This window comes from Paenibacillus sp. TCA20 (genome assembly GCF_000732325.1).
Classification (GTDB): domain Bacteria; phylum Bacillota; class Bacilli; order Paenibacillales; family Paenibacillaceae; genus Paenibacillus; species Paenibacillus urinalis.
On the sequence record NZ_BBIW01000006.1, the window covers coordinates 253,940 to 278,701 of the forward strand.

General features: G+C 47.4%; 26 protein-coding genes and 1 riboswitch. Of the genes, 15 read left to right on the forward strand and 11 right to left on the reverse strand.

All coding sequences use genetic code 11. From position 1 onward, the window contains the following. Window positions 1-216 precede the first annotated feature (216 nt). Together TCA2_RS14055 and TCA2_RS27205 are read right to left on the reverse strand one after the other, a co-directional pair. The gene (locus TCA2_RS14055) at window positions 217-981 is read right to left on the reverse strand and encodes a hypothetical protein (protein WP_238546391.1); all 765 of its coding nucleotides are present in this window, start codon (window positions 979-981) and stop codon (window positions 217-219) included. A gap of 199 nt (window positions 982-1,180) precedes the next feature. After that, the gene (locus TCA2_RS27205) at window positions 1,181-1,336 is read right to left on the reverse strand and encodes a hypothetical protein (RefSeq protein WP_193746050.1); all 156 of its coding nucleotides are present in this window, start codon (window positions 1,334-1,336) and stop codon (window positions 1,181-1,183) included. 299 nt (window positions 1,337-1,635) lie between these two features. Here TCA2_RS27205 and TCA2_RS14060 point away from each other — a divergent pair, with 299 nt between their 5' ends. The 7 genes from TCA2_RS14060 (at window position 1,636) to TCA2_RS14090 (ending at window position 7,489) form a co-directional block, all read left to right on the forward strand. Next, window positions 1,636-2,076 (forward strand): hypothetical protein, encoded by a 441-nt coding sequence (locus TCA2_RS14060; RefSeq protein ID WP_052512000.1) that lies wholly within the window; start codon window positions 1,636-1,638, stop codon window positions 2,074-2,076. A 63-nt stretch (window positions 2,077-2,139) separates the two neighbouring features. Then, window positions 2,140-2,844, forward strand: a complete 705-nt coding sequence (locus TCA2_RS14065; protein ID WP_047912227.1) for an AIM24 family protein — start codon at window positions 2,140-2,142, stop codon at window positions 2,842-2,844. 118 nt (window positions 2,845-2,962) lie between these two features. Then, window positions 2,963-3,006, forward strand: a riboswitch (PreQ1 riboswitch). A 252-nt stretch (window positions 3,007-3,258) separates the two neighbouring features. Further along, window positions 3,259-3,921, forward strand: coding sequence for a 7-cyano-7-deazaguanine synthase QueC (gene queC / locus TCA2_RS14070; RefSeq protein WP_047912228.1), 663 nt, complete (start codon window positions 3,259-3,261; stop codon window positions 3,919-3,921). Continuing rightward, window positions 3,921-4,415: a 6-carboxytetrahydropterin synthase QueD gene (gene queD / locus TCA2_RS14075; protein ID WP_047912229.1), complete on the forward strand. Its 495-nt coding sequence runs from the start codon at window positions 3,921-3,923 to the stop codon at window positions 4,413-4,415. Before queC ends, queD begins: the two co-directional genes overlap by 1 nt. Further along, on the forward strand, window positions 4,408-5,187 hold the full coding sequence (gene queE / locus TCA2_RS14080; protein WP_047912230.1) for a 7-carboxy-7-deazaguanine synthase QueE: 780 nt from the start codon (window positions 4,408-4,410) through the stop codon (window positions 5,185-5,187). The genes queD and queE overlap by 8 nt, the downstream gene beginning before the upstream one ends. Before the next feature lie 316 nt (window positions 5,188-5,503). Continuing rightward, window positions 5,504-6,001, forward strand: coding sequence for a preQ(1) synthase (queF, locus tag TCA2_RS14085; protein ID WP_047912231.1), 498 nt, complete (start codon window positions 5,504-5,506; stop codon window positions 5,999-6,001). 219 nt (window positions 6,002-6,220) lie between these two features. Then, the gene (locus TCA2_RS14090) at window positions 6,221-7,489 is read left to right on the forward strand and encodes an MFS transporter (RefSeq protein WP_047912232.1); all 1,269 of its coding nucleotides are present in this window, start codon (window positions 6,221-6,223) and stop codon (window positions 7,487-7,489) included. Between the two features lie 161 nt (window positions 7,490-7,650). On the opposite strand, the gene TCA2_RS14095 is transcribed toward TCA2_RS14090, so the two are convergent. Both TCA2_RS14095 and TCA2_RS14100 read right to left on the reverse strand, forming a co-directional pair. Further along, entirely contained in the window at window positions 7,651-7,851 is a 201-nt protein-coding gene (locus TCA2_RS14095; protein ID WP_047912233.1) for a hypothetical protein, read from the reverse strand. Between the two features lie 22 nt (window positions 7,852-7,873). Next, window positions 7,874-8,941 (reverse strand): AraC family transcriptional regulator, encoded by a 1,068-nt coding sequence (locus TCA2_RS14100; protein WP_081872498.1) that lies wholly within the window; start codon window positions 8,939-8,941, stop codon window positions 7,874-7,876. Window positions 8,942-9,017: 76 nt separating this feature from the next. On the opposite strand from TCA2_RS14100, the gene TCA2_RS14105 reads away from it, so the two are divergent. Beyond that, window positions 9,018-9,611, forward strand: a complete 594-nt coding sequence (locus TCA2_RS14105) for an NAD(P)H-dependent oxidoreductase (protein WP_047912234.1) — start codon at window positions 9,018-9,020, stop codon at window positions 9,609-9,611. A 112-nt stretch (window positions 9,612-9,723) separates the two neighbouring features. On the opposite strand, the gene TCA2_RS14110 is transcribed toward TCA2_RS14105, so the two are convergent. Then, window positions 9,724-10,668: an EcsC family protein gene (locus TCA2_RS14110; protein WP_152557757.1), complete on the reverse strand. Its 945-nt coding sequence runs from the start codon at window positions 10,666-10,668 to the stop codon at window positions 9,724-9,726. 164 nt (window positions 10,669-10,832) lie between these two features. On the opposite strand from TCA2_RS14110, the gene hmpA reads away from it, so the two are divergent. After that, complete coding sequence (hmpA, locus tag TCA2_RS14115; protein WP_274520938.1) at window positions 10,833-12,062, forward strand: NO-inducible flavohemoprotein; 1,230 nt, start codon at window positions 10,833-10,835, stop codon at window positions 12,060-12,062. Here hmpA and TCA2_RS14120 read toward each other — a convergent pair. Next, window positions 12,057-12,578, reverse strand: coding sequence for a Crp/Fnr family transcriptional regulator (locus TCA2_RS14120; protein ID WP_047912317.1), 522 nt, complete (start codon window positions 12,576-12,578; stop codon window positions 12,057-12,059). The genes hmpA and TCA2_RS14120 overlap by 6 nt on opposite strands. Before the next feature lie 107 nt (window positions 12,579-12,685). Then, window positions 12,686-13,591, reverse strand: a complete 906-nt coding sequence (locus TCA2_RS14125) for an S-layer homology domain-containing protein (RefSeq protein WP_047912237.1) — start codon at window positions 13,589-13,591, stop codon at window positions 12,686-12,688. Window positions 13,592-13,981: 390 nt separating this feature from the next. Here TCA2_RS14125 and TCA2_RS14130 point away from each other — a divergent pair, with 390 nt between their 5' ends. The 6 genes from TCA2_RS14130 to TCA2_RS26960 all read left to right on the forward strand — a co-directional run bounded on the left by TCA2_RS14130 (window position 13,982) and on the right by TCA2_RS26960 (window position 20,615). Next, complete coding sequence (locus tag TCA2_RS14130) at window positions 13,982-15,727, forward strand: ABC transporter ATP-binding protein (protein ID WP_047912238.1); 1,746 nt, start codon at window positions 13,982-13,984, stop codon at window positions 15,725-15,727. Beyond that, entirely contained in the window at window positions 15,717-17,513 is a 1,797-nt protein-coding gene (locus TCA2_RS14135) for an ABC transporter ATP-binding protein (RefSeq protein ID WP_047912239.1), read from the forward strand. Before TCA2_RS14130 ends, TCA2_RS14135 begins: the two co-directional genes overlap by 11 nt. Before the next feature lie 242 nt (window positions 17,514-17,755). After that, window positions 17,756-18,820: a WXG100 family type VII secretion target gene (locus tag TCA2_RS14140; protein WP_047912240.1), complete on the forward strand. Its 1,065-nt coding sequence runs from the start codon at window positions 17,756-17,758 to the stop codon at window positions 18,818-18,820. Window positions 18,821-18,843: 23 nt separating this feature from the next. Further along, entirely contained in the window at window positions 18,844-19,314 is a 471-nt protein-coding gene (locus TCA2_RS14145) for a DUF5381 family protein (protein WP_047912241.1), read from the forward strand. 192 nt (window positions 19,315-19,506) lie between these two features. After that, on the forward strand, window positions 19,507-20,334 hold the full coding sequence (locus TCA2_RS14150; protein ID WP_052512002.1) for a hypothetical protein: 828 nt from the start codon (window positions 19,507-19,509) through the stop codon (window positions 20,332-20,334). A gap of 107 nt (window positions 20,335-20,441) precedes the next feature. After that, window positions 20,442-20,615 carry a hypothetical protein gene (locus TCA2_RS26960; RefSeq protein ID WP_193746051.1) on the forward strand — a complete coding sequence of 58 codons (174 nt, stop codon included), beginning with the start codon at window positions 20,442-20,444 and terminating at the stop codon, window positions 20,613-20,615. Between the two features lie 74 nt (window positions 20,616-20,689). Here the strand turns inward: TCA2_RS26960 and TCA2_RS14160 are convergent, their stop codons facing one another. Genes TCA2_RS14160 through TCA2_RS14175 form a run of 4 tightly spaced genes read right to left on the reverse strand, consistent with a single transcriptional unit; the run spans window position 20,690 to window position 24,742 of the window. Then, complete coding sequence (locus TCA2_RS14160; RefSeq protein WP_047912243.1) at window positions 20,690-21,463, reverse strand: ABC transporter permease; 774 nt, start codon at window positions 21,461-21,463, stop codon at window positions 20,690-20,692. 27 nt (window positions 21,464-21,490) lie between these two features. Then, complete coding sequence (locus TCA2_RS14165) at window positions 21,491-22,267, reverse strand: ABC transporter ATP-binding protein (RefSeq protein WP_047912244.1); 777 nt, start codon at window positions 22,265-22,267, stop codon at window positions 21,491-21,493. Between the two features lie 14 nt (window positions 22,268-22,281). Beyond that, window positions 22,282-23,292, reverse strand: a complete 1,011-nt coding sequence (locus tag TCA2_RS14170; protein ID WP_047912245.1) for an ABC transporter substrate-binding protein — start codon at window positions 23,290-23,292, stop codon at window positions 22,282-22,284. Continuing rightward, a complete protein-coding gene (locus tag TCA2_RS14175) occupies window positions 23,285-24,742 on the reverse strand; it encodes an aryl-sulfate sulfotransferase (RefSeq protein ID WP_047912246.1) in 1,458 nt (485 codons plus the stop codon). Before TCA2_RS14175 ends, TCA2_RS14170 begins: the two co-directional genes overlap by 8 nt. Between the last annotated feature and the right edge of the window lie 20 nt (window positions 24,743-24,762).

Here is a 24,762-nt window from a genome sequence, read left to right on the forward strand (position 1 = left end):
AACGATAAACTTAACATTTTAAAATGAACTCATGTGCTATAGACCTATATTCATATAGTCCATTCTATCTAGTGATATCCTTATCGTCATCCTTTAACATAGTGCTTTAGACTTATATCGGTTATTACCCTTTATTTCATTATGTATAACTTCATACGATAATAAACGCTGCAGACAACGGATGATCTTTCTCTATATTGTTCGTGTTCGAATTCATTATTTAGCTTGCTTCTCTATGAAATCTTCATCATCTTCTTCAAGATAATAGGTACCGGATGATTCTCTGACTGTGTCGCTATGTTCATCATTTAATTTCTCATATGTCATTTGATAATATTCGCCTAACTGAATCAGAATCTGAGCTTCGCGGTAATATTCTAAATCTCCCGATCTAACAGCCATAATCAGCAGTTCATCGGTATGCCGCTTAATGATTTCGCAGCCTTCTTCTGTTCTTCCTCTTTCAAAAGCGCGAAGTGCCTGCTTCATGATTCCCGTCGTCTCGCTCAGCTTGACATGTTTTTGAACTCTCGGATCAGGCTGCTTGTTCATAAGTCCCAAGTGAGCTGAAATTTGCAGATAGATCTGCTCCCTGCGCAAGAGAACGCGCTGTTCCTGTTTCGATTTGAAGGCACTCCAGTAGGCGGAGCATACTGATTTTTTACCGGCAGACTGTGAAGATACTCCCAGCTCAAGCAGTAATGTTTTGGTTTTTCCTTTATAAGCGCTTCCCATTTGCAAGACCCAGCCTGCATCCGTTTCCTTCGCTCTTGCTCCGTGTACGGCTCTGATAATGACCCCGTCTTCCGGCTTAAGCAGCAGCTCTACATCACGATATAAGAGCTTGGGCGTGAGCTTGGATTGTCTCTTGGCAGGAGGACCGCTGCGCCACTCCATCAGCAAATACAGTGAGTTTTCTCCAGAGACAGAAATTACTTCACGATTCCAGGTGCAAAATACGTCCAATATCGAACTCATCATTTCTCCTCCCCTGTAAGGCTTTTCTTAATACTAACAGTTCAAATCGACAACTGATTGTCACGGAACATATGTTCGGTACAAAATATTGCAAAAAAATGTGACTTTACGCGATTCGGCTTTGTAAATTCGACTCAAAACGACAAAAAAACCACCAATCTCCAAGATCAGTGGTTATAATGAGTGAATTCATATGTGTCGTTTAGACGGCCAATACTTTATCTTCGGTATTCAATCGCTCGTGATCAATGGGAGCAAGTGTATAGCCGTCGAATACATATCCGCTTCCTACCGGTTTTCCATTTACTGTAATCATAATCGTCTTGTGTACTTCTTTTTCCATTTGATTGTTCATCATTGTTATCGTTCTCCTTTTATTATCCTTGCGTTCTCATTTGTTATATATGTTGTTTCGCTTCGTATCCTAATAGGGAATTATGAAATGGACGGTGATGAGCTCTAAGTTCGTGTCGTTCCTTCTTCTACTTACCCTCTTATCTACAAGATTAAACAAGAACATTACAAACTTTTCATTGGCAAACGATGGTGAAATATGAAACAATTAATAAGAAAATCTCGTATAAAATAACAGATTTCGCTAGACTCACAACGGGTAACAACCACTTGTATGTATTCTGAAAATAAGGTGGTGATTGGATGAGAAATACAGGAATGAAGCTGTCACTTCTCACCATGGTCCTATACAGTATCACACTATTCATATCTGACGCCCGAACACACGCGGGGTTTTGGGAGAATCTATATAACGGTTACGAGCAGTACTCTAAGCTCCCTGAGGAAGTCAATCAATTGCAGCAAAGCTATGAGCAAACGATGAATGAGCTGAACAGTGCCAAGCAAAACATGGAGTCCTTCCAGGAGAGAAACGAAGACCTGATTCAGCAGAATGAGGAGCTCATGAAGCAGAATGCCAATCTGAATCAGCTTGTTTCACAGATGCAGCAGGCCGAGGCTGACCGTAAGGCTGCGCAGCAGAAGGTCATCAATACGGCAATTGTGGGTGTCCTGCTCATTATCGGGTATTTTGTGTTCATCCGAGTTATACGGTTCCGAATGCGCCGAGCTTCAAGACACTAGATCCTGCCAGGATTATAGTGCACACAATGACAATCAATCGATTAGAGGAGATTATCTTGATCAATGCAAATCTCACAAAGTATGGATGCACCGGGTATGTCCGGACAAGCAGCAACCTTTTCACTGACGGAGCAGGACAAGATTCATATCCTCCACCCTCAGCAAATCGTTGCCTATCGGGGGCCGTCAAGCGGTCGGAACGATCGTTTGACAAATATCCAGGGCATGTACCGCAAAAGAAAGCTGATTCGCTCTGAAATGAGCGGGCCTTGCCAGTTTGTATGTGCCCTCCCTCCGGGTATTACGATGAAAAGAATCGACCTGGATGAGCACAGCGATCTGCTGTACGATTTTCGGCATTTACTATTTTATAGCGATGGAATTGAAATGCAGACCCGCATTCTCAAGCTGAAGAACATGCTCATCACCCGGGATGCGATCAAGATGAAATTTTCCGGAAAAGGTACGATCGGGATCCTGACCCAAGGACAGGTCTGTGAACAAGAGCTTCATCCAACCGCTCCATTATATGTGGATGCAGGCAGCATCATTGCCTATCCGGAGAATGCGAAGCTAGAGCTGACTGTGTACGGCAATCACCTTGCCAGTCAGCATATGAACTACCACTGGAAGATGACCGGTCACGGAACCGTTCTGTTCCAGGCGGGCCGGGAGAATCAGAAGCTGGAGAACGATATTAATGATGAAGGCTTCTTTAAGCGCTTGATGCGTGAAATGCTGCCCTTTGGCAATGTGTGGATCAAGTAAAATGTGGATAATGAAAAATAGCTTCTAATGTTCGGTTTTTCTGATATAATACTTACTGGAACTTTTGTTATGATTAGCTTATATGACAACTGAAAATTGAAATCCATGGATGAGATCCATGGGAGAGGTTCGCGAACTCCCTCTATAAAAAACTATACAGATTGTCAAAGATGAACTTTAAATTTACTGTCTGGGCCTGTAACCTGACTGATTGCTGTAATACAGCTTGGTTAGAGTTACCCTGGATTGTTTTTTTCTTATGCCTGTCATCTTGAAACGTCAATCTATATATGAGCCCTGCCCGTAGAGCAGAGGCCTGTTTTTTGTTGAACGAGTTAGGGAACCTCTCTTTTCTTCCTTTGAAGCGTACTGTATTTACGGCACGCAAATTCTAGAAGATGGAGAGGTTTTTTTATGCTTAAAAATGAAAAAGCAATCGTCGTATTTAGCGGCGGTCAAGATAGCACGACCTGCCTGTTCTGGGCGAAGAAGCATTTTGCGGAAGTAGAGGTCGTTACCTTTGACTACGGACAGCGGCACAAGCTGGAGATCGAGGTAGCTGCCGATATCGCCCGCGATCTTGATGTAGAGCAAACCGTGCTTGATATGAGCCTGTTGAACCAGCTCTCGCCGAATGCACTTACACGCAGTGACATTGAGATTACACAGGAAGAGGGACAGCTGCCGAGTACTTTTGTAGACGGCCGAAATCATCTCTTTCTAAGCTTCGCAGCAGTAATGGCCAAGCAAAAAGGCGCACGGCATATTATTACAGGCGTGTGCGAAACAGATTTCAGCGGGTATCCAGATTGCCGTGATGTATTCGTCAAATCGCTGAACGTCACGCTCAATCTGGCAATGGACTATGAGTTTGTCATTCATACGCCGCTCATGTGGCTGAACAAAGCCGAAACATGGGCGCTCTCGGATGAGCTGGGTGCATTTGATTATGTACGCGAGCGTACATTGACCTGCTACAACGGCATTAAAGGTGACGGCTGTGGAGAGTGTCCTGCCTGCAAGCTGCGCAAAGCAGGGCTTGATGAATATTTGACTGAACGAGGCGGTGTAAAGTGATGAGACCAGAACCCGGCACATTTCGGATTGTAGAACGGCTGCAGCGTATAGGTGAGGACATTCAGCAAGAGCAGCTCCGCTATCACCGGAAGCGGGTCCTTGTCAGCAAGGAGTTTACCTTTGACGCGGCGCATCACCTGCACTGCTATGAGGGAAAATGCAAGAACCTGCACGGCCATACCTACAAAGTCGTTTTTGGTATCAGTGGTATTCCTGGTGAGACGGGGATCACCGTGGACTTTGGAGATGTCAAAGAAATTTGGAAGACTCAAATTGAAGGCTATCTCGATCATCAATATTTGAACGAAACACTCCCGGCCATGAATACAACGGCGGAAAATATGGTGGTCTGGATCTATGAACAAATGGAGGCTGCGCTGCAGAGTGAGCCATACAAGACACAAATTGAAGGTGGACGGACCGAATTTGTGAGACTGTTCGAGACTCCAACGAGCTATGCGGAAGTCAGACGGGAGTGGATGCTTGATGAATAGCACAGATCTATCGACTGCTCCGTCCGAGCGGAGATCTCCAGCTCATCGTCCCATCCCTGTGCTCGAAATCTTTGGGCCAACCGTTCAAGGGGAAGGGATGGTCATCGGCCAGAAAACGATGTTCGTCAGAACGGCTGGCTGTGATTACCGCTGCTCATGGTGTGACTCGGCGTTTACCTGGAATGGCAGTGCCAAGGATCAGATTCGTCTGCTGAGCAGTGAGGACATCTGGAGTGAGCTGAAAGCAATTGGCGGTGACCGTTTCTCCCACGTTACGATTTCCGGAGGGAATCCGGCCTTACTGCCTCAGATGGGAGAGCTCGTGAAGCTGCTGCAGGCTAGAGGCATTCGTACGGCCGTCGAGACTCAAGGCTCCAAATGGCAGGACTGGCTGATGGATATCAGTGAAGTCACACTATCTCCGAAGCCGCCGAGCTCAGGAATGACAACCGATTGGCAGAAGCTTGATGAGATCGTTCAGCGCCTTGCAAACCGTACGAGTGACACAGCTTACAGCCTGAAAGTCGTCATTTTTGATGAGAAGGATCTGGAGTATGCACGTAAGGTGCATAAGCGCTACCCGGAAGTATCCATGTACTTGCAAACAGGCAACCCAGATGTTACCACTGGTGATGTGGAGAACCATGCCTCTTCCCTGCTGCATCGATATGAATGGCTGATCGACCGAACGATGGAGCTGCCTGATATGAATGAGGTGAGGGTGCTTCCACAGCTGCACACGCTAGTGTGGGGCAATAAGCGCGGAGTGTAGCGTCATCTATTGAAGCAGTGATAATGCGGAAGCAATTTTCAATATACGCAGTGAGGTTCTTGGATGAAGAACGACTTTTGACGTAGTCAACCGGAGTGATTCAGTCAAAAACCAACCGAACGCTTCTACATCGGGCCTGCGAGCCTAATATCAGCGAGCAACGCCCCCCTATATAAAAATAAAGCGGAAGCAATTTCAGAATATGGAGTGAGGTTTTTGGATGAAGAACGACTTTTGACGTAGTCAACCGGAGTGATTCAGCCAAAAACCGAACGCTTTTACACAAATTGTTCCGCATCCAAGGAGAATGATGACAATGGCCGGACGCCAATCCGATGAACTGCAGGATATTACCCTGCTTGGCAATCAAGGAACGAAATACAATTTTGAATATGACCCTGACATTCTGGAGACCTTCGATAACAAGCATCCTTACAGAGATTACTTCGTGAAATTCAACAGCCCGGAGTTCACAAGCTTGTGCCCGATTACAGGACAGCCTGACTTCGCGACCATCTATATCAGCTACATTCCAGACATCAAAATGGTCGAGAGCAAATCGCTGAAGCTGTATCTGTTCAGCTTCCGCAATCATGGAGATTTCCACGAGGACGTAGTCAACATTATCATGAATGATCTCATCAAGCTGATGGACCCGCGTTACATTGAAGTATGGGGTAAATTTACGCCAAGAGGCGGAATTTCCATTGATCCTTACTGCAACTATGGCCGTCCAGGATCCAAATATGAAGAGCTGGCTACACAGCGCTTGTTCCAGCATGATATGTACCCGGAGAAAATCGATAACCGTTAATCGAGATTCCAAGCTAACAGGTGTATGGAGCCGTTTCACTTTGCAGTGAAGGGGCTCCTTTTGCTATTTACCGTTATTCCGCCATTGCAGGTTAAGTAATTTTTGCCATATGATGAGAGAATCTTCGTTGCTTACGGTTGTTCACTTAACTATGCAGGGGATGATTGGCATCGATTACACCTTATCTTTTCTTCCCTGTACTTCAAAGGAGACCATCACATGTCACTCAATTCGTTAACAAAAGCCGGCGGTTCTGGCGCCCGGCTGCTGCCGCGTCCGGGCAGTGATCCGCAGACTACAATCTTCCCCATTCTGATTGCCATTGGTCTTGTGCATCTGCTCAATGATTCGGTGCAATCCGTCATTCCCGCGATCTTTCCGGTGCTGCAGGATAACATGGGGATCAGCTACAGTCAGATGGGGTGGATCGCATTCGCCCTGAATATCACCGCTTCGATCATGCAGCCGGTCGTAGGTTATTTCTCCGATAAACGGCCAACGCCCGCGCTGCTTCCGATCGGTATGGCGTTTACCTGCTCAGGGATGATCTTCCTCGCCTTTGCCAATAGTTATATGGCGATTCTGCTTGCGGTAATTATGGTCGGATTAGGCTCGGCCGCCTTCCATCCCGAAGGCTCCAAAGTGTCCCATATGGCGGCAGGCAATCGCCGCGGTTTGGCTCAATCTATCTTTCAGGTTGGAGGTAACGCGGGCCAGTCGCTGGCACCGCTTCTAACCCGCTGGGTGTTCATTCCTTTTGGACTTATGGGCTCACTCGGCTTCGCAGCCCTGGCAATGGTTGGAATTGCTGTTCAAATCTACATCGCGAGATGGTACGGAAGAACCCTTCGAAGCGCAGGGTACGCCAAGAAAAAAGCAAACGCAGGTGTCATGAATCCAGCAGTGAAAAACAAAATTATGTATGCCTTTGTCGTACTCGTTCTGCTCGTATTTGTACGGTCCTGGTATATTTCATCGATCGGCAGCTACTATGCCTTCTTCCTGAAGGATGCCTTTGCGCTTTCGACGGAAGATGCACAGATTTTTATTTTCTTGTTCCTGGGAGCAGGTGCAGTGGGTACCTTCCTGGGCGGACCGCTGGCTGACCGTTTTGGTAAGCGCAATGTCATTTTGGCGTCAATGGCACTGGCCTCTCCGCTTGCACTGATTCTGCCTTATGCGAATCTGTTCTGGACAGGAGTACTGCTGACCATCATCGGATTTATCATGCTGTCCAGCTTCTCCGTAACCGTCGTCTATGCCCAAATGCTCGTGCCGGGCAAGATCGGTACTGTATCCGGCATGATCACAGGTCTTGCCTTTGGACTCGGGGGCCTTGGCTCATTGGTGCTTGGCAACTGGATCGACGCAGCAGGAATTAATACAGTGATGTTCGTCTGCAGCTTCATGCCGCTGCTGGGTGTACTCACCTTCCTATTGCCAACCGATAAACGTCTCGCCTCCTGGACGGATCATACCGCTTCCTAAGGAAATACTAGAATTGTATAGGTAACGTAGAAAAGCGCTCGGGAATCATCCCGTGCGCTTTATTTCTGTCTGCAGCAACCCACTGCAATAGAAGAGGCTTGTTAATTACTTAGGCCGTTTTCCTGTGTTTATAATATTCCCGCTCTGTTACTTCGCCTCTGTTACTTATCTATGTTATTCCTCTTGCTGTCGTCAGGCCGCTTCTGTACTAGCATTGATATAAGTAATTGCACGACGATAAATATAATACCTATGATAATGAATGGAGCAGGGATACCTGCCGTCACCATAAGGAATAGAATCACCAGTCCAATCAACGTATAAAAGAGACGATTCCCCGTCCTTCGCCTAGTATTCTTCACCGCACGCTGCACTCCCTTCGCTTCACTTCGCACCGATTATACGATATTGTCCTGGAGCGAGCCCTGTCCATTTTTTAAAAGCATGCTGAAACGCACTGTCCTCCGAAAAATGAAGCAAATAAGCAATGTCTGCAATCGACTGCTCCGGCTCCTTAAGATATCTAAGCGCCAGCTCCTTGCGAATATCATTGAGCAGCCTTGTGTATGTCGTATTCTCCTGCTGAAGCTTAGCCTGGAGCGTTCTCGTGCTCATATGAAAATGAGCTGCAGCATCCGTTATACTTGGCAGGCTGACCCTGAGCTGCTCCATGATCCACCTTGTGAGCTCATCGGTAAAATGACGGCCGGCCTTCAGCTTAAGGAGTACATCTGAAGTCCGTTCTTCAAACCATCCGGCAAGCCGGGCATCGGCATAAAGCACTGGATACTCCAGTACTTCCTGAGGAAAATACAGACTTGTATGGTCCTTATTAAACTCTGGTCTCACACCCAGCACTTTCCTGTATTCATCTCCGATGTCCGGTTCCGGATGCATGAGCGTTATCCTACTGAACTTGATGGCTCTGCCGCTAAGCCGAATCATGATATGAACAAGCGAGCTCACCATATCGTCTACACAATGTCTTGATGGCGGATAGGACAGCTCTTCCAGCGATAAAGTGAGTACCGCCTCTGAACCCTGCCTAGAGAGCCGTATATCATAACCGCTGCAGACCGTTGCATAATATCTTTGATAGGCGTGAATACATTCCCCAATCGTCCCCGAATGCACCATCGTATACCCCAGCACTCCAAGATCCGCCATCTCCATTTGAGAACCCTGGTGAAGTCCAAAATGCTCATCCTCCAGAAGCTCTGCCGCCGCACAAGCCAGCTTCACATGCTGCTCTGCCCCAATGCGGGCTTCCGGATCCTGCAGCAATCTGGGGTCCAGACCATTGTCCCGGCAAAAGGCGTCCACATCATAACCGGATAAAGAAACGCTCTTGATCATGGTATATAGCATCGTAATGGATATGCCATAATCGACGATCTCCCCCACCTCCCTTAAAAAAGCAGAATAGAACATGAATTCTGCGTGATAGATCATAAGTATAAATTCAAACTTCCTATATGATGAGTAACGAAGAACATTTCACACGCATCCATTAGGAGGATTGAATGATATGAGTAAATCTCAACTACCCGTAATTACCATTATACTAGGACATCCTGATCGTGACAGCTACTGCACCGCACTCGCTCAAGCTTATATGAAGGGAGCTAGAGAGCAAGGAGCGACCGTTCACTTGCTTGAACTCGGCGAGCTGAGCTTCAACCCCAACCTCAAATACGGATACAGACAACGCACCGAGCTGGAGCCGGACCTGCTGTATGCTCAGGAGATGATCAAGCAATCGGATCACATTGTCCTGATCTATCCCCTCTGGTGGGGAAGCATGCCGGCGCTTCTCAAAGGCTTCTTTGATCGGATTCTTCTTCCCCACTATGCTTATCTGCAGCGTCCGAGCAGTCTGCTCTGGGATAAGCTTCTTAACGGCAAGACAGCCCACCTTATTGTCACGATGGATACTCCATCCTTGTATTATCGGCTCATATATGGAAGGGCAGGACACCGAGTGGTCAAACAAGGTATATTCGGTTACTGCGGGATCAAGACACGGAAAATTACCGAAATCGGTCCAGTTAAAACATCGACAGACGTTAAGAGACATCAGTGGCTGAGTAAAATCTACAAGCTTGGAGCCAAGCTGGCCTGACGTTACAGAAAAGTTATGCATCGAGCGATAGGATTGATTCGTATCTTGCTATGGTTCCCATGCTGTTCTCCAAATGCCCATGCGGGGTTGCTGTATGACTGAGAGTAAGACTCTACGCAAGCTCTGTCAATCGTTTGAGCAAGCGGCGCTTTTTATACAGCATTTTCCCGGCTTCAGACACATCGGACAGCGTTCCTTTGTTGCTGATGGACCCGAATATAATTCCTGCAATGGGAATCATCTGAAATAGCTGCTTCCAGCCAAGACTGTCCCGATACGTATTAACCACCTCTCGCCAGCCCTGGATCTGGGATATGACCTCAGCATTCGTATGCTCTTCATCGAAGGTAGCGAGTTCGGTTAGGATCGCTTTCTTTCCGACGATGTCGGCGGAAGAGAACTGAAGACATTTGAGTACAAATACTCGCTCCATGGGATCATTCGGATCATAGCCGTAACAGATGGCGATCTCTTGGAGCGTCTTGAGTGAATTGCCGAGAACCAGCGTCATGTCTGCAGCCATCGTAATAAATCCGCCGACCCCGGTAGCTGCACCGCTTGCCGCTGCAAATTTCACGCGCTCCGAGATAATGTCATCTGCTACCTGGTCCATTACCAAGACAGGCAGGTGTGATACCTGTTCAAGTGAAATTGCAGAGGCCTCTTCATGGTCAGCATCCTTCTGCTTCTGGCCTTTGCCTGTTACACTCGCAGTGACGCTTGAAGCGGCTGTGCTCAGCTGTTTGAACAGCGTCTTCATACTGCCTTTCTTGTCTTCTTCCTTAGTGGAACCTTCCTGAGCTTCACCTTGCAGTATGTCATTAATCCGGCGAAGCACCGTTTTTGGGTTAACCAGAAATTTACCGCCATTCTGAATAAAAGCACCCATTTCATTCAGAACGTCTCCCAGCTTGTCGCGTATAATCTTCGGTGTCATCTTATCCAGCATCACAAAGGGCAGCCGGCCAAGCTTTTCCCAAAAAAAGATATCCTTCTGCTCGTTCTCCCATTTCTCTATGTCAGCCAGCTGGCTCTTCAATTCATCGGCATGTTCCATCTTCATTATGTTGTCGTTCTCCTTCTATTCATTTCTCTTGAATTTCACAACATGTATACGAGTTAGAATGGAGAAAGGATGCATTTCTATTCTTCATTTCCTGTTCACATTAGGTGTGATCCAAATCACAAGTTGCCCCCTATGTCTCTTCTATACTTGAGATAATTCAACAGAAGGGGGCTTTATTTATGTTAAGTACTCAAGATATCCGTACCATCAAGTCTACTGTTCCTGTGCTCGAAGTGCACGGCAATGAGATTACACGGCGGTTCTATAAGCTGATGTTTGAACATCATCCCGAGCTGCTCCATATTTTCAATCATGCCAATCAGAGCCAAGGCAAGCAGCAAGCAGCACTAGCCGCGATGGTATATGCTGCTGCCAAATATATTGATCGACTTGAAACTGTGCTGCCAGCTGTTACCCAAGTCGCCCATAAGCACCGCAGCCTTGGGGTAAAGCCAGAGCACTATCCCATCGTTGGCAGGTATTTGCTTATGGCGATCAAGGATGTACTGGGTGAAGCCGCTACAGATGAGATTATTGAGGCGTGGGGGAATGCTTACCAGATCATTGCCGACGTATTTATCCAAATGGAGGCCAAAATGTATGAGGAGGCTTCAGATCAGCCTGGAGGCTGGGAAGGCTTCCGTGCATTTGAGGTCGTAAAAACCGTGGACGAAAGTGACATTATCCGTTCCTTCTACTTACAGCCTGCAGATCAATTGCCGCTCGCTCCGTTCGATCCTGGGCAATACATTAGTGTGAAAGTCGAAATTCCAGGTGATTCATATACCCAAATTCGCCAGTACAGCTTGTCGGGCGCTCCCGGTCTGCCGCATTACCGAATCAGTGTCAAGAAAGAGGCAGCCAGAGGGGATTCACCTGCGGGCAGAGTATCCAGCTATCTCCACGATCAGATTCACGCAGGCGACACCCTATGGCTGTCAGCACCTGCAGGAGACTTCAAGCTTGACATCCAGGATGATCGTCCGCTTGTGCTCATCGGAGGAGGCATCGGCATCACTCCCCTCAACAGCATGCTTCACGCTGAACTGGCCAGCGGCGCAGAACGTGACATTACGTTCATTCATGCAGCTCAGCACATGAAGGTCCAAGCCATGGGACCACAGATCAGGCAACTGGAACAGGAGCATGACCGTCTGTCTGCTTACTTCTGTTACAGCGATCCTCAATCCGAAGATGAGGGATACGACAGAGCAGGGAGAATCGATTCAGCCTGGCTTGCAGAGGTCGTTCAGACGACAGATGCTCATTTTTACTTCTGCGGACCGACCTTGTTCATGAAGAGTCTTCGGGACATGCTGCTGGACTGGGGTGTATGTGAGCAGGATTTGCATTATGAATTCTTCGGACCCAAGGAGCAGCTATAAGTCCGGCCCCTGCTCTTCTGATGTACCTGCTCTCAGCAAGCGGTTAACTGTCTCTCTTCGGAGACCAATCAGCTGTCCGATCTCGGATTGGGTGAGCACATCGGTCATTTTCTCTGGAGCGAGGTAACCTTCCATCCAGCCCTGAAGCCGGCGAAGCCGTTCTGCGGGATTGGTCTCTGTCATTTGATCCATTCTCTCCTGCATCATTCTAACCTTATTTTGCAGCAGAAGCGCGATATCCCGATACTTCGCGGGCTGCTCCGATAAAGCATGATACCATGCTGTGGAAGGGATCACTTCAATCTCACATGTAGTTAGAGCAATAGCCGTTCCGAAACAAGGACCCGGACTGATCAGGCTATGATGAGGAATGGTTTCTCCGGGTACAATAAGATTAACGAGATAAGCATTGCCATCCTCCTGAATTCGGACGATTTTTAGCAAGCCTTTATGAAGATGATACAGCGGCCCTGTATCTCCCTGACGAAAAAGAATCTCGCCTTTATGTAAAATCATGATTCTCCTCCAGCTTTCTAATACATTTGAGTGATGATACTGATTCATCTTAACAAAAAAGAAGCCCGGAATACATTCCGAGGCTTCCTTTATATTCAGGAACATTTTTATGAAAAAGGCTCTACGAGCGGCGTATATCCGGATGGGATATTGGTTTCCGCTGTACGCTCCGTAATGACCTGTGGATACATCTTGTCCGGGTCTGGCTGGATAATCTGATATTTAATTATCGCTTTGCCATCCTTCCCAAGCTCTACCTTCTTGATCTCAAGTCCATAGCCCGGATTTGGCAGCTCCAAGCTGAGCTTGACCTTAATCGTCTTCTCATCTACGGTTTGGGAAGTCACTTCAGGTACATAAGCCTGCTGGCCGCTCCCTGGAATATCTGTACCTGGTTGTTCCTCAGAACCACCACCGTTTCCATAACGATCTACAACCTTGAGTGCGTTAAATACCATTTCTGCTGCCTCCATTCGGGTCAGCTCTTCATCCGGTCTGAATTCATCCTTATCGTTCAAACTGACGATATTCATGTTCAGCAAGGTTTGAATCGAGCCCTCATATTCCTTGTTGATCTTGTCACCATCGGCAATGAAGTTGTAACGAAGAATCGTAGGATAAGTTCCTGTCGTATTCAGCCCTTCATACAGCAGCTGGGCAAACACTTCTCTCGTCAAGCTGTTACTCGCATCGAATTGTTCAGGAACGGACAGACCGTGTGCTTTGGCAGCATTCACTGCTCCATCATACCAGCGTACGGCTTCAGCATTCGCTTCATCTTTCAGGTCATAAGCATTTACGATCATTTGAATACCCTGCGCCTCAGTCAACCGCTGCTCTGGATGAAACAGCTGGCTCGTCACCCCGCTCACAATTCCTTTGCTTCTCAGTGAATCCAACAGACTTAACTGCTCCTTCGAGCTGACATCATCAAAGGCATAAGCGGACGCTCCGCCCAGTGCCATCGCGATACTCATTGCAGCTACAGATGCTTTAATCGTTCTACGCTTCATTAGTAACCAGCCTCCATCTTTAGTCAATCTATATTTTCCATCTCTATTTACACTCTAAACGAGCCCCGGCTCCAAAATGTTTCACTTGCCTGAGGTTCTTCGCTCCATATCCTTAATTAACCTTAGATTGAAGTCTCTCCATCCGTCTCTCAAATTATTTCCACTGATATTTACATAATTGATGGTTTGACAACGAAGGTATTATGCATAAGAATTAAATGTATGTTGTTTACGGATGAATCCATTTCATAATACCTTTAGTTTCGGTTAGAAATGCGAACAAAACGTTTATGTATGTGAAGGGGCATGCATGCTTTTTTTGATAAAAAAGGCATCTGCCCTTTTCTTGCCGTGTCTAACTAAAAAATAGCCAAGGAGATGACTTGCCTTATGCAAGATCGAAGTATGCTTCGCCATTATGTCGGTTCTCACTGGCCTTCCTACCTCGCTGCCATCCTGCTGATTATCATCTCTAATATTGATCAGGCTTTGCTCCCCCGTGTGGTTGGTAATTTTACAGATGAACTCCAGCTTCAAACACTCACCATGGAAAAAATTGTTTATTACAGCCTGCAGCTGCTCCTCATTGCCATCTCTTATAATGCGCTGTTTGGCCTGGGTCAATTTATGATTATGCGGCTCGGACGCAGATTTGAGTACGTCACACGTGAGAAGCTGTTCGGTAAATTTTCTGAGCTGAGTGAGAAATATTTTGCCAAGCAAGGTACGGGAAAACTGCTCAGCTATGTGATGAACGATGTAACCTCGGTACGTGAAGCGATTTCAAATGGAATTAACCAGACAACGAATGCTGTCTTTCTGCTCTTATCCTGCATTGTCATGATGATGATTGACGGAATCCCTCTAACCCTGATTGCAATCAGCGTCGGTCCACTGCTTGCCATTCCGGTGCTTGTTGTCTATTTCGGACCACGGATCCGCGAGAGATCCAAGCATGTGCAGGAAGCACTTGCATCCATGACCGAGTCCGCTGAAGAGCAGCTGGGCGGGATTCGAGTAACCAAGACCTTTGCCATAGAGGAGACCCAGCAGAACCGTTTCGGCGCCTCTGTTGATGCTATTCGAGATAAGCAGCTGCGGCTCGTAAGGCTGTCCTCTTTGTTTCAAGCCCTTCTGCCCCTGCTCGGGGCCGTGTCTCTAGTCATCTCCATTGTCATCGGCGGTTATATGACGATACAGAATACGATCAGCCTGGGAAGCTTCGTCGCGCTAACTCTGTATCTGCGCATGATTATGGGTCCCCTTCAGCAGATTGGGAATGTGATCAATATGATGCAGCGGTCCAGCGCATCGCTCGACCGGGTAAATAACCTGCTGGCTGAAATTCCGGATGTCCAAGAAGTGCCGGATGCTGTTCCTCTAAGCAAGGTAGAGGATATTACGATTCGTAATCTATCCTTCAAATATCCCGGAAGCAAGGAACATGCCCTGCATAATATCAATCTTGCCCTTCCCGCTGGCAAAACCATCGGCATTGTGGGCCGAACAGGCAGCGGCAAGAGTACTCTCGTCAAACTGCTGCTGCGTGTTTATGAACCGCCTGCAAACACCGTTTTTATCAGCGGTCTTGATATCAGGCAATTAACGCTCGAGAGTCTCCGTTCCAAATTGTCTTATGTTCCGCAGGACGGATTCCTGTTCAGCACGACGATTCGGGACAATATTGCCTTCAGCGACCGCAGTGCATCCCAGACTGAAGTAGAAGCACCGGCGAAGCAGGCGATGATTTTTGATAATATCATCCAGTTTCCGAAGCGATTTGATACCCCTCTCGGGGAACGCGGGGTCACCTTGTCTGGAGGACAACGTCAGCGGACCAGTCTCGCAAGAGGACTGATGAAGAAGGCACCCTTGCTGATTCTTGATGATAGTATGAGTGCTGTCGATGCCGTAACCGAAACCGGAATATTAAACAGCTTGAAGAAGGAACGAAAGAACAAATCCACACTCATCATTTCTCACCGCATCAGCGCGGTCAAGCATGCCGATCTCATCGTCGTTCTGGAGGAAGGACGGATCGTGGAGCAAGGCAGCCATCGGCAGCTCATGTCACTGGGCGGACAATATGCATCACTTGCCCGCATTCAGGAGGAGGGGTTAAATCATGGGATCTAAACCGAATCGGAGTGCATTTCGTGAAATATTAAGCTATGGCCGGCCGCACCGGATGAAGTTTGTACTCATCTTCTTCTGTTCGCTGCTCGGTATAGCCGCTGAGCTGTCACAGCCGTATCTGATTAAGATCGCGATCGATGATCATCTTGCAATCGGAAACACAGAGCTTCGTTTTCTCATCTACATCGCTGTTCTTTATTTGGTTCTATCCATTATCAGCTTCATATTTACGTATATCCAGAACAATCTGCTCCAATTTACCGGACAGAGCATCGTCGCATCGCTGCGCAGGGATTTGTTCAAACACATCACAAGAATGTCCATGTCCTTCTTTGACCGCAGACACAGCGGAAGTCTGGTCACGAATGTTTCCAGTGATACCGAGACGATCAGCCAGTTCTTTACTCAGGTGCTGCTCAGTCTGATTCGTGACGGCATGATGCTCATTATGATTATCTTTTTTATGTTCCAGCTGGATGTTACCCTCGCCGCCTACTCTTTGGCTGTACTTCCGGTCATTGCGATCGTTGCCGTCCTGTTCCGTAATTATTTGAAGGAGACTTATCAGCAAGCGAGAACCCGGCTGTCCAGACTTGTCGCCTTTATTGCAGAGAACCTGTCGGGGATGTTCTTGATTCAGGCTTTCCATCAGGAGAAGGAGCAGCTGAAGCAGTTCAATAAACAGAATGAAAGCTACTATTCGGCCAATATTCGTCAGGTCCGCTCCAACGTTATATTTAACCGGACCTTTGATATACTGGGCAACATCGCTCTTGTATTGATGGTCTGGCTAGGGGGGCAGGCTGTGCTGGGCAAATCTCTCGAGGTCGGTGTGCTGTACGCCTTTATCAGCTATATCCGTCAATTTTTTCAGCCGATTAACCAAATTACGATGCAATGGAATACATTCCAGTCCACCACCGTTTCCATGGAAAGAATATGGAGTATTCTCAGTACTGAGCCCGAAATTCCAGATCCGAAGGATGTGGATACCGTAAAATTGAACTCGGATCAAGTGAAGGGCAAGATCACATTCGACGATGTGTCCTTTGGTTATTCAGCGGACCAGCCTATCATTCATCAACTGAATCTTACGATACGGCCTGGAGAAATGATTGGTGTCGTAGGAACGACCGGTGCGGGCAAGAGCACGGTGATCTCTCTGCTGAACCGTTTCTATGATGTAACAGAGGGCAGCATTCTAATCGATGATATCGATATTCGGCGGCTGCCACAGCAGAGCCTTCACCGGATTGTCGGTCTCATTCAACAGGAGCCCTTCCTGTTCTCAGGCTCAATCATTGATAATGTACGGATGTTCCGCGAGGAGATCAGCCGTGAAGAAGTCATCGAGGCGTGCAGCTATGTGGGTGCGGATCTGATGATCTCCAGATTGCCGGAGGGCTATGATACGCATCTGTCAGAGCGAGGAAGCGGACTATCTGCGGGAGAGCGGCAGCTTATATCCTTTGCCAGGATTGTTGTCTTCAAGCCACGCATTCTCATATTGGATGAAGCAACAGCAAATCTTGATTCCCATACCGAGCAGCTGGTTCAGTCTGCACTTGATTCGGTTTCCGCCGGAAGGACGACGATCGTCATTGCGCACCGGCTGTCCACCGTGATGCATGCAGACCGTATTCTGGTCATGAAGGATGGTTCCATTGTCGAGTCTGGTACGCATCCGGAGCTTATGCGGCTTGGCGGCTATTATAGAGAACTATACGATCATGCCCTGGAATCCGGTACGGCTTCCAAGGAACATACGCATAATGATGCAGGATAGACCTGCTGTCCACTAGAGCCGACTCGCGATTTTTCTGCCGAGTCGGCTATTGGTTCATGACGCAAAAGCTGGACTTTGGATGCAGTTCTCCATTACGAGCCTCTTACAAAAGTCCTGTTTTATCCGACTTTCGTTGCCAATGCAGCGTTTCTGACCTTACAATTAATGGGTATATATACCAAGTTGATGACTTCACAGCTTCTATATAAGTAAGAACCCACTATACAAACGAGGTGAACAAGGTGACTAGAATTGTTGTCCCTCCTGAACGAATTCAGGAAATATCACAGCAATTTGCTCAAGCTTCTACGCTCACTAGCAGTATGATCTCTAACCTGAACGGACAGATTCTGTCTCTGCAGAGCAGATGGGCAGGCATTACGCAAGAACGTTTCTTTCAAGAATTTCAGGTCGCTCGCGGACAAATGGAGAGCTTCACCACTTCTGTTGCATCCATTGGAACCGAGCTTCGCTCCATTGCTGTTAAATTTGCCGAAACCGATCAGACCGCAGGCAACGGAATACATACGGACGGTAATTCTCAAGGACAAAATCCGAAGGAAACCCTGTCTAACTTATTTGATCATGGGGAGAATGCTTGGAGTACTGCTAACGGCATTCGCGGGAACTTGGCGCTCGCAGGTACAGGCATGTACAGCCTTTTGGCAAGCACACTTGTGCTGACCAAAACCGTTGAATTCAAGCGCAGTCCAAAGAATCCTACCCGGGCAGTTGTCCATAATGCCAAGTGGGTCAATGGCAAGGGTCCGAATACTTTTCTTAGAAACATGGCACGTCGAATGGATAAACAGTTCCGCAATCCTGGACTTGTCATGAAGGGACTCAAAGGCTTCGATAAGCTCGCAGGGACATTGAAGATGGGTAAGCTTGGGCTCGGCTTCAGTAAAGCGAATAGTTTCTCTCAGTGGACTCGTAACGTTGTAGCTGGTGTACCCAAAGGGCAATACGGAATGAAAATATCTGCCATTCCCAAGATGATCGGGAAGAGACTGTTTCCGATTAACGTCGGACTCAATGTCTTCGATGAAGGAGTTAAAACAGTCTCAAAAATTAAAGCGGGAACCCTTACCGGTACGGATATCGCCGTATCTGCATCCAATGTCGTAATAAAATCTGCTGCAGCCGGCGCCGGTGCAGTGCTGGGTGGAGCAGCTGGAGCCGTATTGGGACCTGCGGGTGCAGCAGTAGGCGCATATATTGGAGGTACAATTGGTTCGGTTGCGGGGGGACATCTTGCCAAGGCTGCGGAAGAAGGAATCAAGTGGGTCAGCGGGCTGTTTAAATAACCTTTTGGAGGCAGTATACTATCATGACTTCTGTTACCTTTGAACGCAAAACTGCAATACGTAACACTCTTATCTGCTTCGTGTTTATTATTGTCGGTTTATTTCTTACCTGGGAAGTCATTAATGGCAGGCATAGTATGATCTTTAGATTCTATTATGCTTCTGGCGCTTTCCTTGCTTTTTGGTTTATGGGCCCTCATTTTTATTGGAGCGCTGTCAGGACAGCCGGCAGCAATATTTTGTTTTCCTATAATAAAGAAGGCATTGTGTTTAACGACAATCAAACCATTTCTTGGCATCAGATCAAGAAGCTTGAGAGCATTGAGGGGAAAATGAATAAATTCCTGCTTCCCGTACCCTCTCACTTTCTTGTTGTACTGAACGACAAGTCCGAAAAAAGGATTTATACTTACAGTCTGCTGAAAGACAAGGACACAGAGGTACTAAAAGAGCTTCGTTCCGCCTGGAATCAAAATAAACAAAAAAAATCATGACCACTCCAAAAGTTTGAACCTATTCAAAACTGTCCTATATTTTATGGAGGCAGATCATGACTAAAGTAACTTATCATCGTAAAATTGTTGTTTTGCACACTTTAATATGTCTCCTCTTTTTTCTTATCAGAGCCTTTCTTGCAAAAATCATCTATTAATCAGCCAAAATATCGTTAGCAAAAAGGAGATCTTATGGACAAATCATTAATTACGTTATCCATCGAAGAGTTTGGTTTTGCACTGGCTTCCTTGGGCGCAGATGATGTCGCAGCCGGCCTGCTGAAACCAATGTACGGTGAACTTAAAGAAAATGAATGGGAGCTAGTGCTGAGAGCAGCATCACATAGTCTTCTATCCAAAGGCCTCATCGTACGTATGGAAGAAAATGAAATTGAATTCGTCCCCGAGCTCTTGGACATGCTTGTTCATTTTGCAAAAAGCCGGAGCATGCTCAGAGGCTACACCGATTGGGACGGCCAGGAGAAAGTTCTGACGATCCATAAAGGAACCGAATCAGGAGATCCATACCTCTATCATTTATCTATTGATCAGCGCATCCACCTCTTTACCTGGACGGAGCCAAGTGAATGGGAAGAAGAATTATACCGTCTATACGTGGGACAAGCACGTACGCTACCGCCTGGTACCTCCTCCCGTTTCCAGCTGCCTGAATCACAATGGAGCCAATTGACGGAGAACCCTGCCCTTAATAATGCAGAGCGTTTAATTAACGAATGGTCCGTCGATGCCGCGGATAAGGATCTGATTGTATCCTGGTGCACCGATTTTCAAGCATCCGGACGAAGCCTGGATAACCTCAGCATTATGAATTATTCACAGGAAGAGCTGCCGGCTGCAGAGAGCATATTACTGCTGCTCCACACAGACAATCATTTCTGGAGCGTATATGATACCCCACAGGAATCAGAAGCCGAAACGCTCATCACCATTGAACGTACTGGTGAGAGCAGCCTGCGGACTCATCTTCAAGGCATGATCAAGCAATTTGCCAATCAGTAATACCTAATTGTATAGCTCACCTCCTTATCCTGCATGAACAGGTATAAAATTCTGGCCTGCTTGAAAAAATACTTGAGTATGCGGAGATGGGAGGAGGTGTGTTACTGATGAGCAAATCTAAGAACCAAGCTACAGAAGCCGAGGTCATCTCCACGAAGCTGAACAAGCTGCCAGTCCCTGGGGAGAATGACACTGAATTTTCTGCTGAAGAAGCAGCTCATGTGTTTGAGAAGCAGCCTTCATCCCAAAATAACAATCTGGAGCAGGATCCAAATCTGTAGTTCAACAGAGCCGAACCTCTCTATACCAAAATAAAAGCTTCACGGTCACATTGTACCGTGAAGCTTTTTTCACCTTACCTGCGCAGCGCATTGGAGCTGACTACCCCGTAACGGGAGAGAAGTTTTCGTCCGATCAGTCCTACGATTCGGTCCGTGAGAAATCCCATGAGCCCCAGGCATAAGAGTCCAACAAAGATCCAGTCGGTGCGGAAGAAGAGCCGTGAGTTCCAGATCAGGTAACCCACTCCCTCATTGGAAGCAATCATCTCTGCGCCAATAATCGCCATGAAGGAGGTCCCCATAGCTAACCGAATCCCTGTGAACATATAAGGCACGGTTGCTGGAACAATAACATGAAGAACAATTTGCCACTCTGACGCCCCCATGCTTCTGGCTGAACGAATCTTATCCTCTTCCACGGACAGAACACCCGTGAGCGTATTCAGTGTGACGATAAAGAAGGTTGCGTACAGAATCAGCATAATTTTGGACGTCTCCCCGATCCCAAACCAGACAAGGAACAATGTAATGAAGGCAATCGGCGGTATGAACCGGATAAAATTCAGAAACGGCTCGGCGAATAGCCGGATCGCATGAACCTTCCCAATTGTAATCCCTACGGGTATAGCCAGAAGGCTGCCAAGGGTCCAGCCCAGAAGCACTCGGTATGAGCTGATTCCTATATATTGAAGCAATGTGCCATCCATGAACAGCTCATAGCCGCCTTGCAGTGTATAGAGTGGACCTGGTAGAATTTCTGGTTCATATACAAGTGACAGCAGATGCCACAGGATAATAAGTGCGAACCAGAAGGTGATATGCAGTGCTGCTTTTTTATACTTGCTCATAACAATCTCCGCCTTCCGATATCCGCTTTATTCATCAAAATGAGATTGAATTTGGTTATAGACTTCATGAAACTCAGGTGCAGACAAATCTCTTGGATAAGCAAAAGGAACATCATATACATCTGTTATTTTGGAGGAAGGGCCTGCAGACATAATGCCGATTCGCTGCCCAAGAAGCAGTGCTTCCTGAATATCATGCGTTACAAAGATCACCGTCTTGTCTGTCTCCTGCCAGATCTTCACGAGCTCTCGCTGCATCGTTCGTCTCGTCATCGCATCCAGCGCACCAAAGGGTTCATCCATCAGCAAAATAGCAGGGTCATTGGATAGCACTCTGGCAAGCTGAACTCTCTGCTTCATTCCGCCTGACAGCTCCCTGGGGAACTTGTGCTCATGACCGGCAAGCCCTACCATGGATATATACTGATCCGAAATTTGCTTGCGTGCTGCAGCGGGTATCCGCTTCATCCGGAGACCAAACTCCACATTCTCCCTCACCGTAAGCCAAGGGAACAGGGAAGAGTCCGCCTGCTGAAATACAACCGCACGATCCTGTCCCGGTCGCTCAACCTCTTTTTCCCCAACCTTGACCTGCCCCGACGTCTTAGACACGAATCCTGCGATCAGACTGAGCAACGTAGATTTACCGCAGCCGCTCGGACCAAGCAGAATAAAGAATTCTCCTCCTTTGACCGTCAAATTAACGTCCTGAATGATGTAATGGAGCTCCCCTTGGGCCTGTTGAGTAAAGCTCTTATTAAGCTGCTCGATATAGATCTCATTGGCGCTTGCTGCTGCTCTCATAACGTATCCCCTCCTTATTCCACTTCAACCCGATCCGGAAAAGCGGTGCGAATCAGATTCAGATTAATCTTCTCTTTCAGATCAAAATCTGTTTCAATCGTACCCGAACTGATCATGTATTCCTTCTGTCCGACCAGTCCTTCATAGGCCTTCTCGCTAAACCCGACATTCCATGGATTATTGGGCAGGTCCTTCAGCGTAGCTTCTCTCGGCTGCTTGACTTCCTCATACAGAATATCAGCTGTTTCATCAGGATTAGCTTGGGCGTATTCAGAAGCTTCGTCCAGTGCTTTTAGAAATGCAACCATACCTTCTTGGTTGTTGTCCAGCACTTCATTGGTTGCAATTAAGCCCGTACCCAGCCGCACAGGCGTCTGTGACATATCTGTCAATTCATGAGCTTCCTCCAGTGCACTGAATTTCTCATTCAGCACGGCTCCGTATATCCAGGTTGCATCAATCTCTCCTTTTTGAAGAGCGACATAAGCTTCGTCAAATGCGCCTTGGCCAATGAGCTCAACCTCGGATAAAGACACTCCATTCTCAGACAGATACACATCCCATAAGTAAGGAATGAAGGTACCTCTGGAGAAGCTCAGCTTCTTCCCCTTTAAATCCTCCGCACTCTTGATCTCATTGCGTACATAGAGCTTCCACTCCTTGGCGCCTTGATCGGTAGCGCTGCCTGAAGAAGCGAAGATGGAGTAGTCTCCCTTGCTCACTGCATTAATAAGCGGATAATCCGCTCCAAAAGCAACATCTACCTGTTTAATGAAGAGTGAGTTAATTCCTTCTGCTGGTGTTGCAAAAGTAACAAGCTCTGCGTCAATCCCGTGTTTATCGAAGATCCCTTTGCTCTTCGCCACTCGAAAAATCGGATTTGTTGAAATATCTGCAATTCGGAGCTTGAGCTTGTTACTGCCTTGCCCTTCTGCAGAAGTCCCGCAGCCGCTAAGCAGGGAGACGGTAAGGATAAGGGCAGCAAACAAGCTTACATAACGGATGATCGCTCTTAATTTACTCATGTTGATCCCCGCCCTTTCGCTGCGTGACTTCATCCTGAGTCGCTACACAGAAGGCCCCTTCTCCATAAGATTCTGTTCCCTGTACTTCGACGGCACTGACCGCGCCTCTTGGGGCTGCACCCGGCAAACGGAAATCAGCGACATCCAGTGGAGCAATTTCCACTTCAACAGGCTGTTCCAGCTGGGGAACCCAGTTATAAGGAACACGGTAAGCACGATAGACCATATTGGCATTTATTTTATTTTTATATGGAGATATATACTCCCACACAATCTCATGCTCTCGGGTAACTTCAAAGATCCGGCCATCTGCTCCTTCGGTAATGAGTGTATTTCCATTCGGAAGGCGCTGGGCGGAGCTGATATAAGGACTGTAGAACCGGTAAGCATCAAGGGGTACAATATATCCTGCCTCTGCCGGTGTATACTGCCATTCAATTTCGAGCGTAAGCGGGTTAATCTCAAGAATTCGGGAGTAGTCACGACGTGCTACCTTTACGCCGTCCGGTGCTTCCGGGTTCGGAGCTCCGAAGCCGGCCCAGCCCCCGTTATCAAATACAAGAATATTCCCTTCCCCAGGCAATCCTTGAGGTATCAGATGAGCATGATGCTGTCCAATGATCCATCCGATCTGCTTAAGCTCCTCTGTCCCATAGTCTGGTCCCAGCTTCCACACGATGCTGCCTGTCTTCTTATCTGTAATGGCGATAATATTCGTCTCCCGCGCATCCCATATAATATTATCCGGATGAAAACGCTCATCGCCTGCATCGTAATGCTTATTAGGTCCTAAAACAGACGCTGAATTGATATGCATCCAGTCTCCGGCGTGACTACCAAAGCCGCGGGAATTCGGATCGCGGTAAAGCGATCTTTTGGCATCCTCATCGAATCCGAGCTCTTCAAAGTGGTCACTCACTGACCATTCCCATACGATGTTTCCTTCCCAGTCCACTTCAATAATGATGTCATCGAGCAGCTCCTTATCGGATATTTCGGGACGGTGTACATTTTTGTGAGCGAGAATGATCGTATTGCCGGAGTCGACCTTCGGATCCTGACCTGGGACGTAATAGCCTACTGGATTGCCTTCACGCTGATAATCATGATGCTGGCGTGCCATCCACTCCCCTTCATGATCCGGGTCCTCAATCCATTCCTGCCGATCGAACTTCCAGACAATATTGCCATCCCAGTCCACCTGAACCAGATTCGCTTCGTCCTGAAATCCGTATTTTGGATCTCTCTCCTTCGTGCTTCCCAGTACATAGCCGCCTGGAAACAGCTTGTTCGGAAATCCTCTCAGCCCCTTCCACAGCCGCACCTCTCTGCCGTTCATATCAATAAGCAGCGCTCCCGTATCTGCCGCCTGAAAAATCGTGTACCCGCCCCATGCCTTCTCTGGCAAATATACCGTTGCCCCTGTTGGATAAATGGTTGGATGTCCCATGTTGATTTCTCCCCTCAAAT

Coding starts and splice junctions, on each gene's coding strand:
- TCA2_RS14055 (WP_238546391.1), bottom strand. CDS start 981: ATGATGAGTTCGATATTGGACGTATTTTGCACCTGGAATCGTGAAGTA.
- TCA2_RS27205 (WP_193746050.1), bottom strand. CDS start 1,336: ATGATGAACAATCAAATGGAAAAAGAAGTACACAAGACGATTATGATT.
- TCA2_RS14060 (WP_052512000.1), top strand. CDS start 1,636: ATGAGAAATACAGGAATGAAGCTGTCACTTCTCACCATGGTCCTATAC.
- TCA2_RS14065 (WP_047912227.1), top strand. CDS start 2,140: ATGCAAATCTCACAAAGTATGGATGCACCGGGTATGTCCGGACAAGCA.
- queC (WP_047912228.1), top strand. CDS start 3,259: ATGCTTAAAAATGAAAAAGCAATCGTCGTATTTAGCGGCGGTCAAGAT.
- queD (WP_047912229.1), top strand. CDS start 3,921: ATGAGACCAGAACCCGGCACATTTCGGATTGTAGAACGGCTGCAGCGT.
- queE (WP_047912230.1), top strand. CDS start 4,408: ATGAATAGCACAGATCTATCGACTGCTCCGTCCGAGCGGAGATCTCCA.
- queF (WP_047912231.1), top strand. CDS start 5,504: ATGGCCGGACGCCAATCCGATGAACTGCAGGATATTACCCTGCTTGGC.
- TCA2_RS14090 (WP_047912232.1), top strand. CDS start 6,221: ATGTCACTCAATTCGTTAACAAAAGCCGGCGGTTCTGGCGCCCGGCTG.
- TCA2_RS14100 (WP_081872498.1), bottom strand. CDS start 8,941: ATGATCTATCACGCAGAATTCATGTTCTATTCTGCTTTTTTAAGGGAG.
- TCA2_RS14105 (WP_047912234.1), top strand. CDS start 9,018: ATGAGTAAATCTCAACTACCCGTAATTACCATTATACTAGGACATCCT.
- TCA2_RS14110 (WP_152557757.1), bottom strand. CDS start 10,668: ATGGAACATGCCGATGAATTGAAGAGCCAGCTGGCTGACATAGAGAAA.
- TCA2_RS14120 (WP_047912317.1), bottom strand. CDS start 12,578: ATGATTTTACATAAAGGCGAGATTCTTTTTCGTCAGGGAGATACAGGG.
- TCA2_RS14125 (WP_047912237.1), bottom strand. CDS start 13,591: ATGAAGCGTAGAACGATTAAAGCATCTGTAGCTGCAATGAGTATCGCG.
- TCA2_RS14130 (WP_047912238.1), top strand. CDS start 13,982: ATGCAAGATCGAAGTATGCTTCGCCATTATGTCGGTTCTCACTGGCCT.
- TCA2_RS14135 (WP_047912239.1), top strand. CDS start 15,717: ATGGGATCTAAACCGAATCGGAGTGCATTTCGTGAAATATTAAGCTAT.
- TCA2_RS14145 (WP_047912241.1), top strand. CDS start 18,844: ATGACTTCTGTTACCTTTGAACGCAAAACTGCAATACGTAACACTCTT.
- TCA2_RS14150 (WP_052512002.1), top strand. CDS start 19,507: ATGGACAAATCATTAATTACGTTATCCATCGAAGAGTTTGGTTTTGCA.
- TCA2_RS26960 (WP_193746051.1), top strand. CDS start 20,442: ATGAGCAAATCTAAGAACCAAGCTACAGAAGCCGAGGTCATCTCCACG.
- TCA2_RS14160 (WP_047912243.1), bottom strand. CDS start 21,463: ATGAGCAAGTATAAAAAAGCAGCACTGCATATCACCTTCTGGTTCGCA.
- TCA2_RS14165 (WP_047912244.1), bottom strand. CDS start 22,267: ATGAGAGCAGCAGCAAGCGCCAATGAGATCTATATCGAGCAGCTTAAT.
- TCA2_RS14170 (WP_047912245.1), bottom strand. CDS start 23,292: ATGAGTAAATTAAGAGCGATCATCCGTTATGTAAGCTTGTTTGCTGCC.
- TCA2_RS14175 (WP_047912246.1), bottom strand. CDS start 24,742: ATGGGACATCCAACCATTTATCCAACAGGGGCAACGGTATATTTGCCA.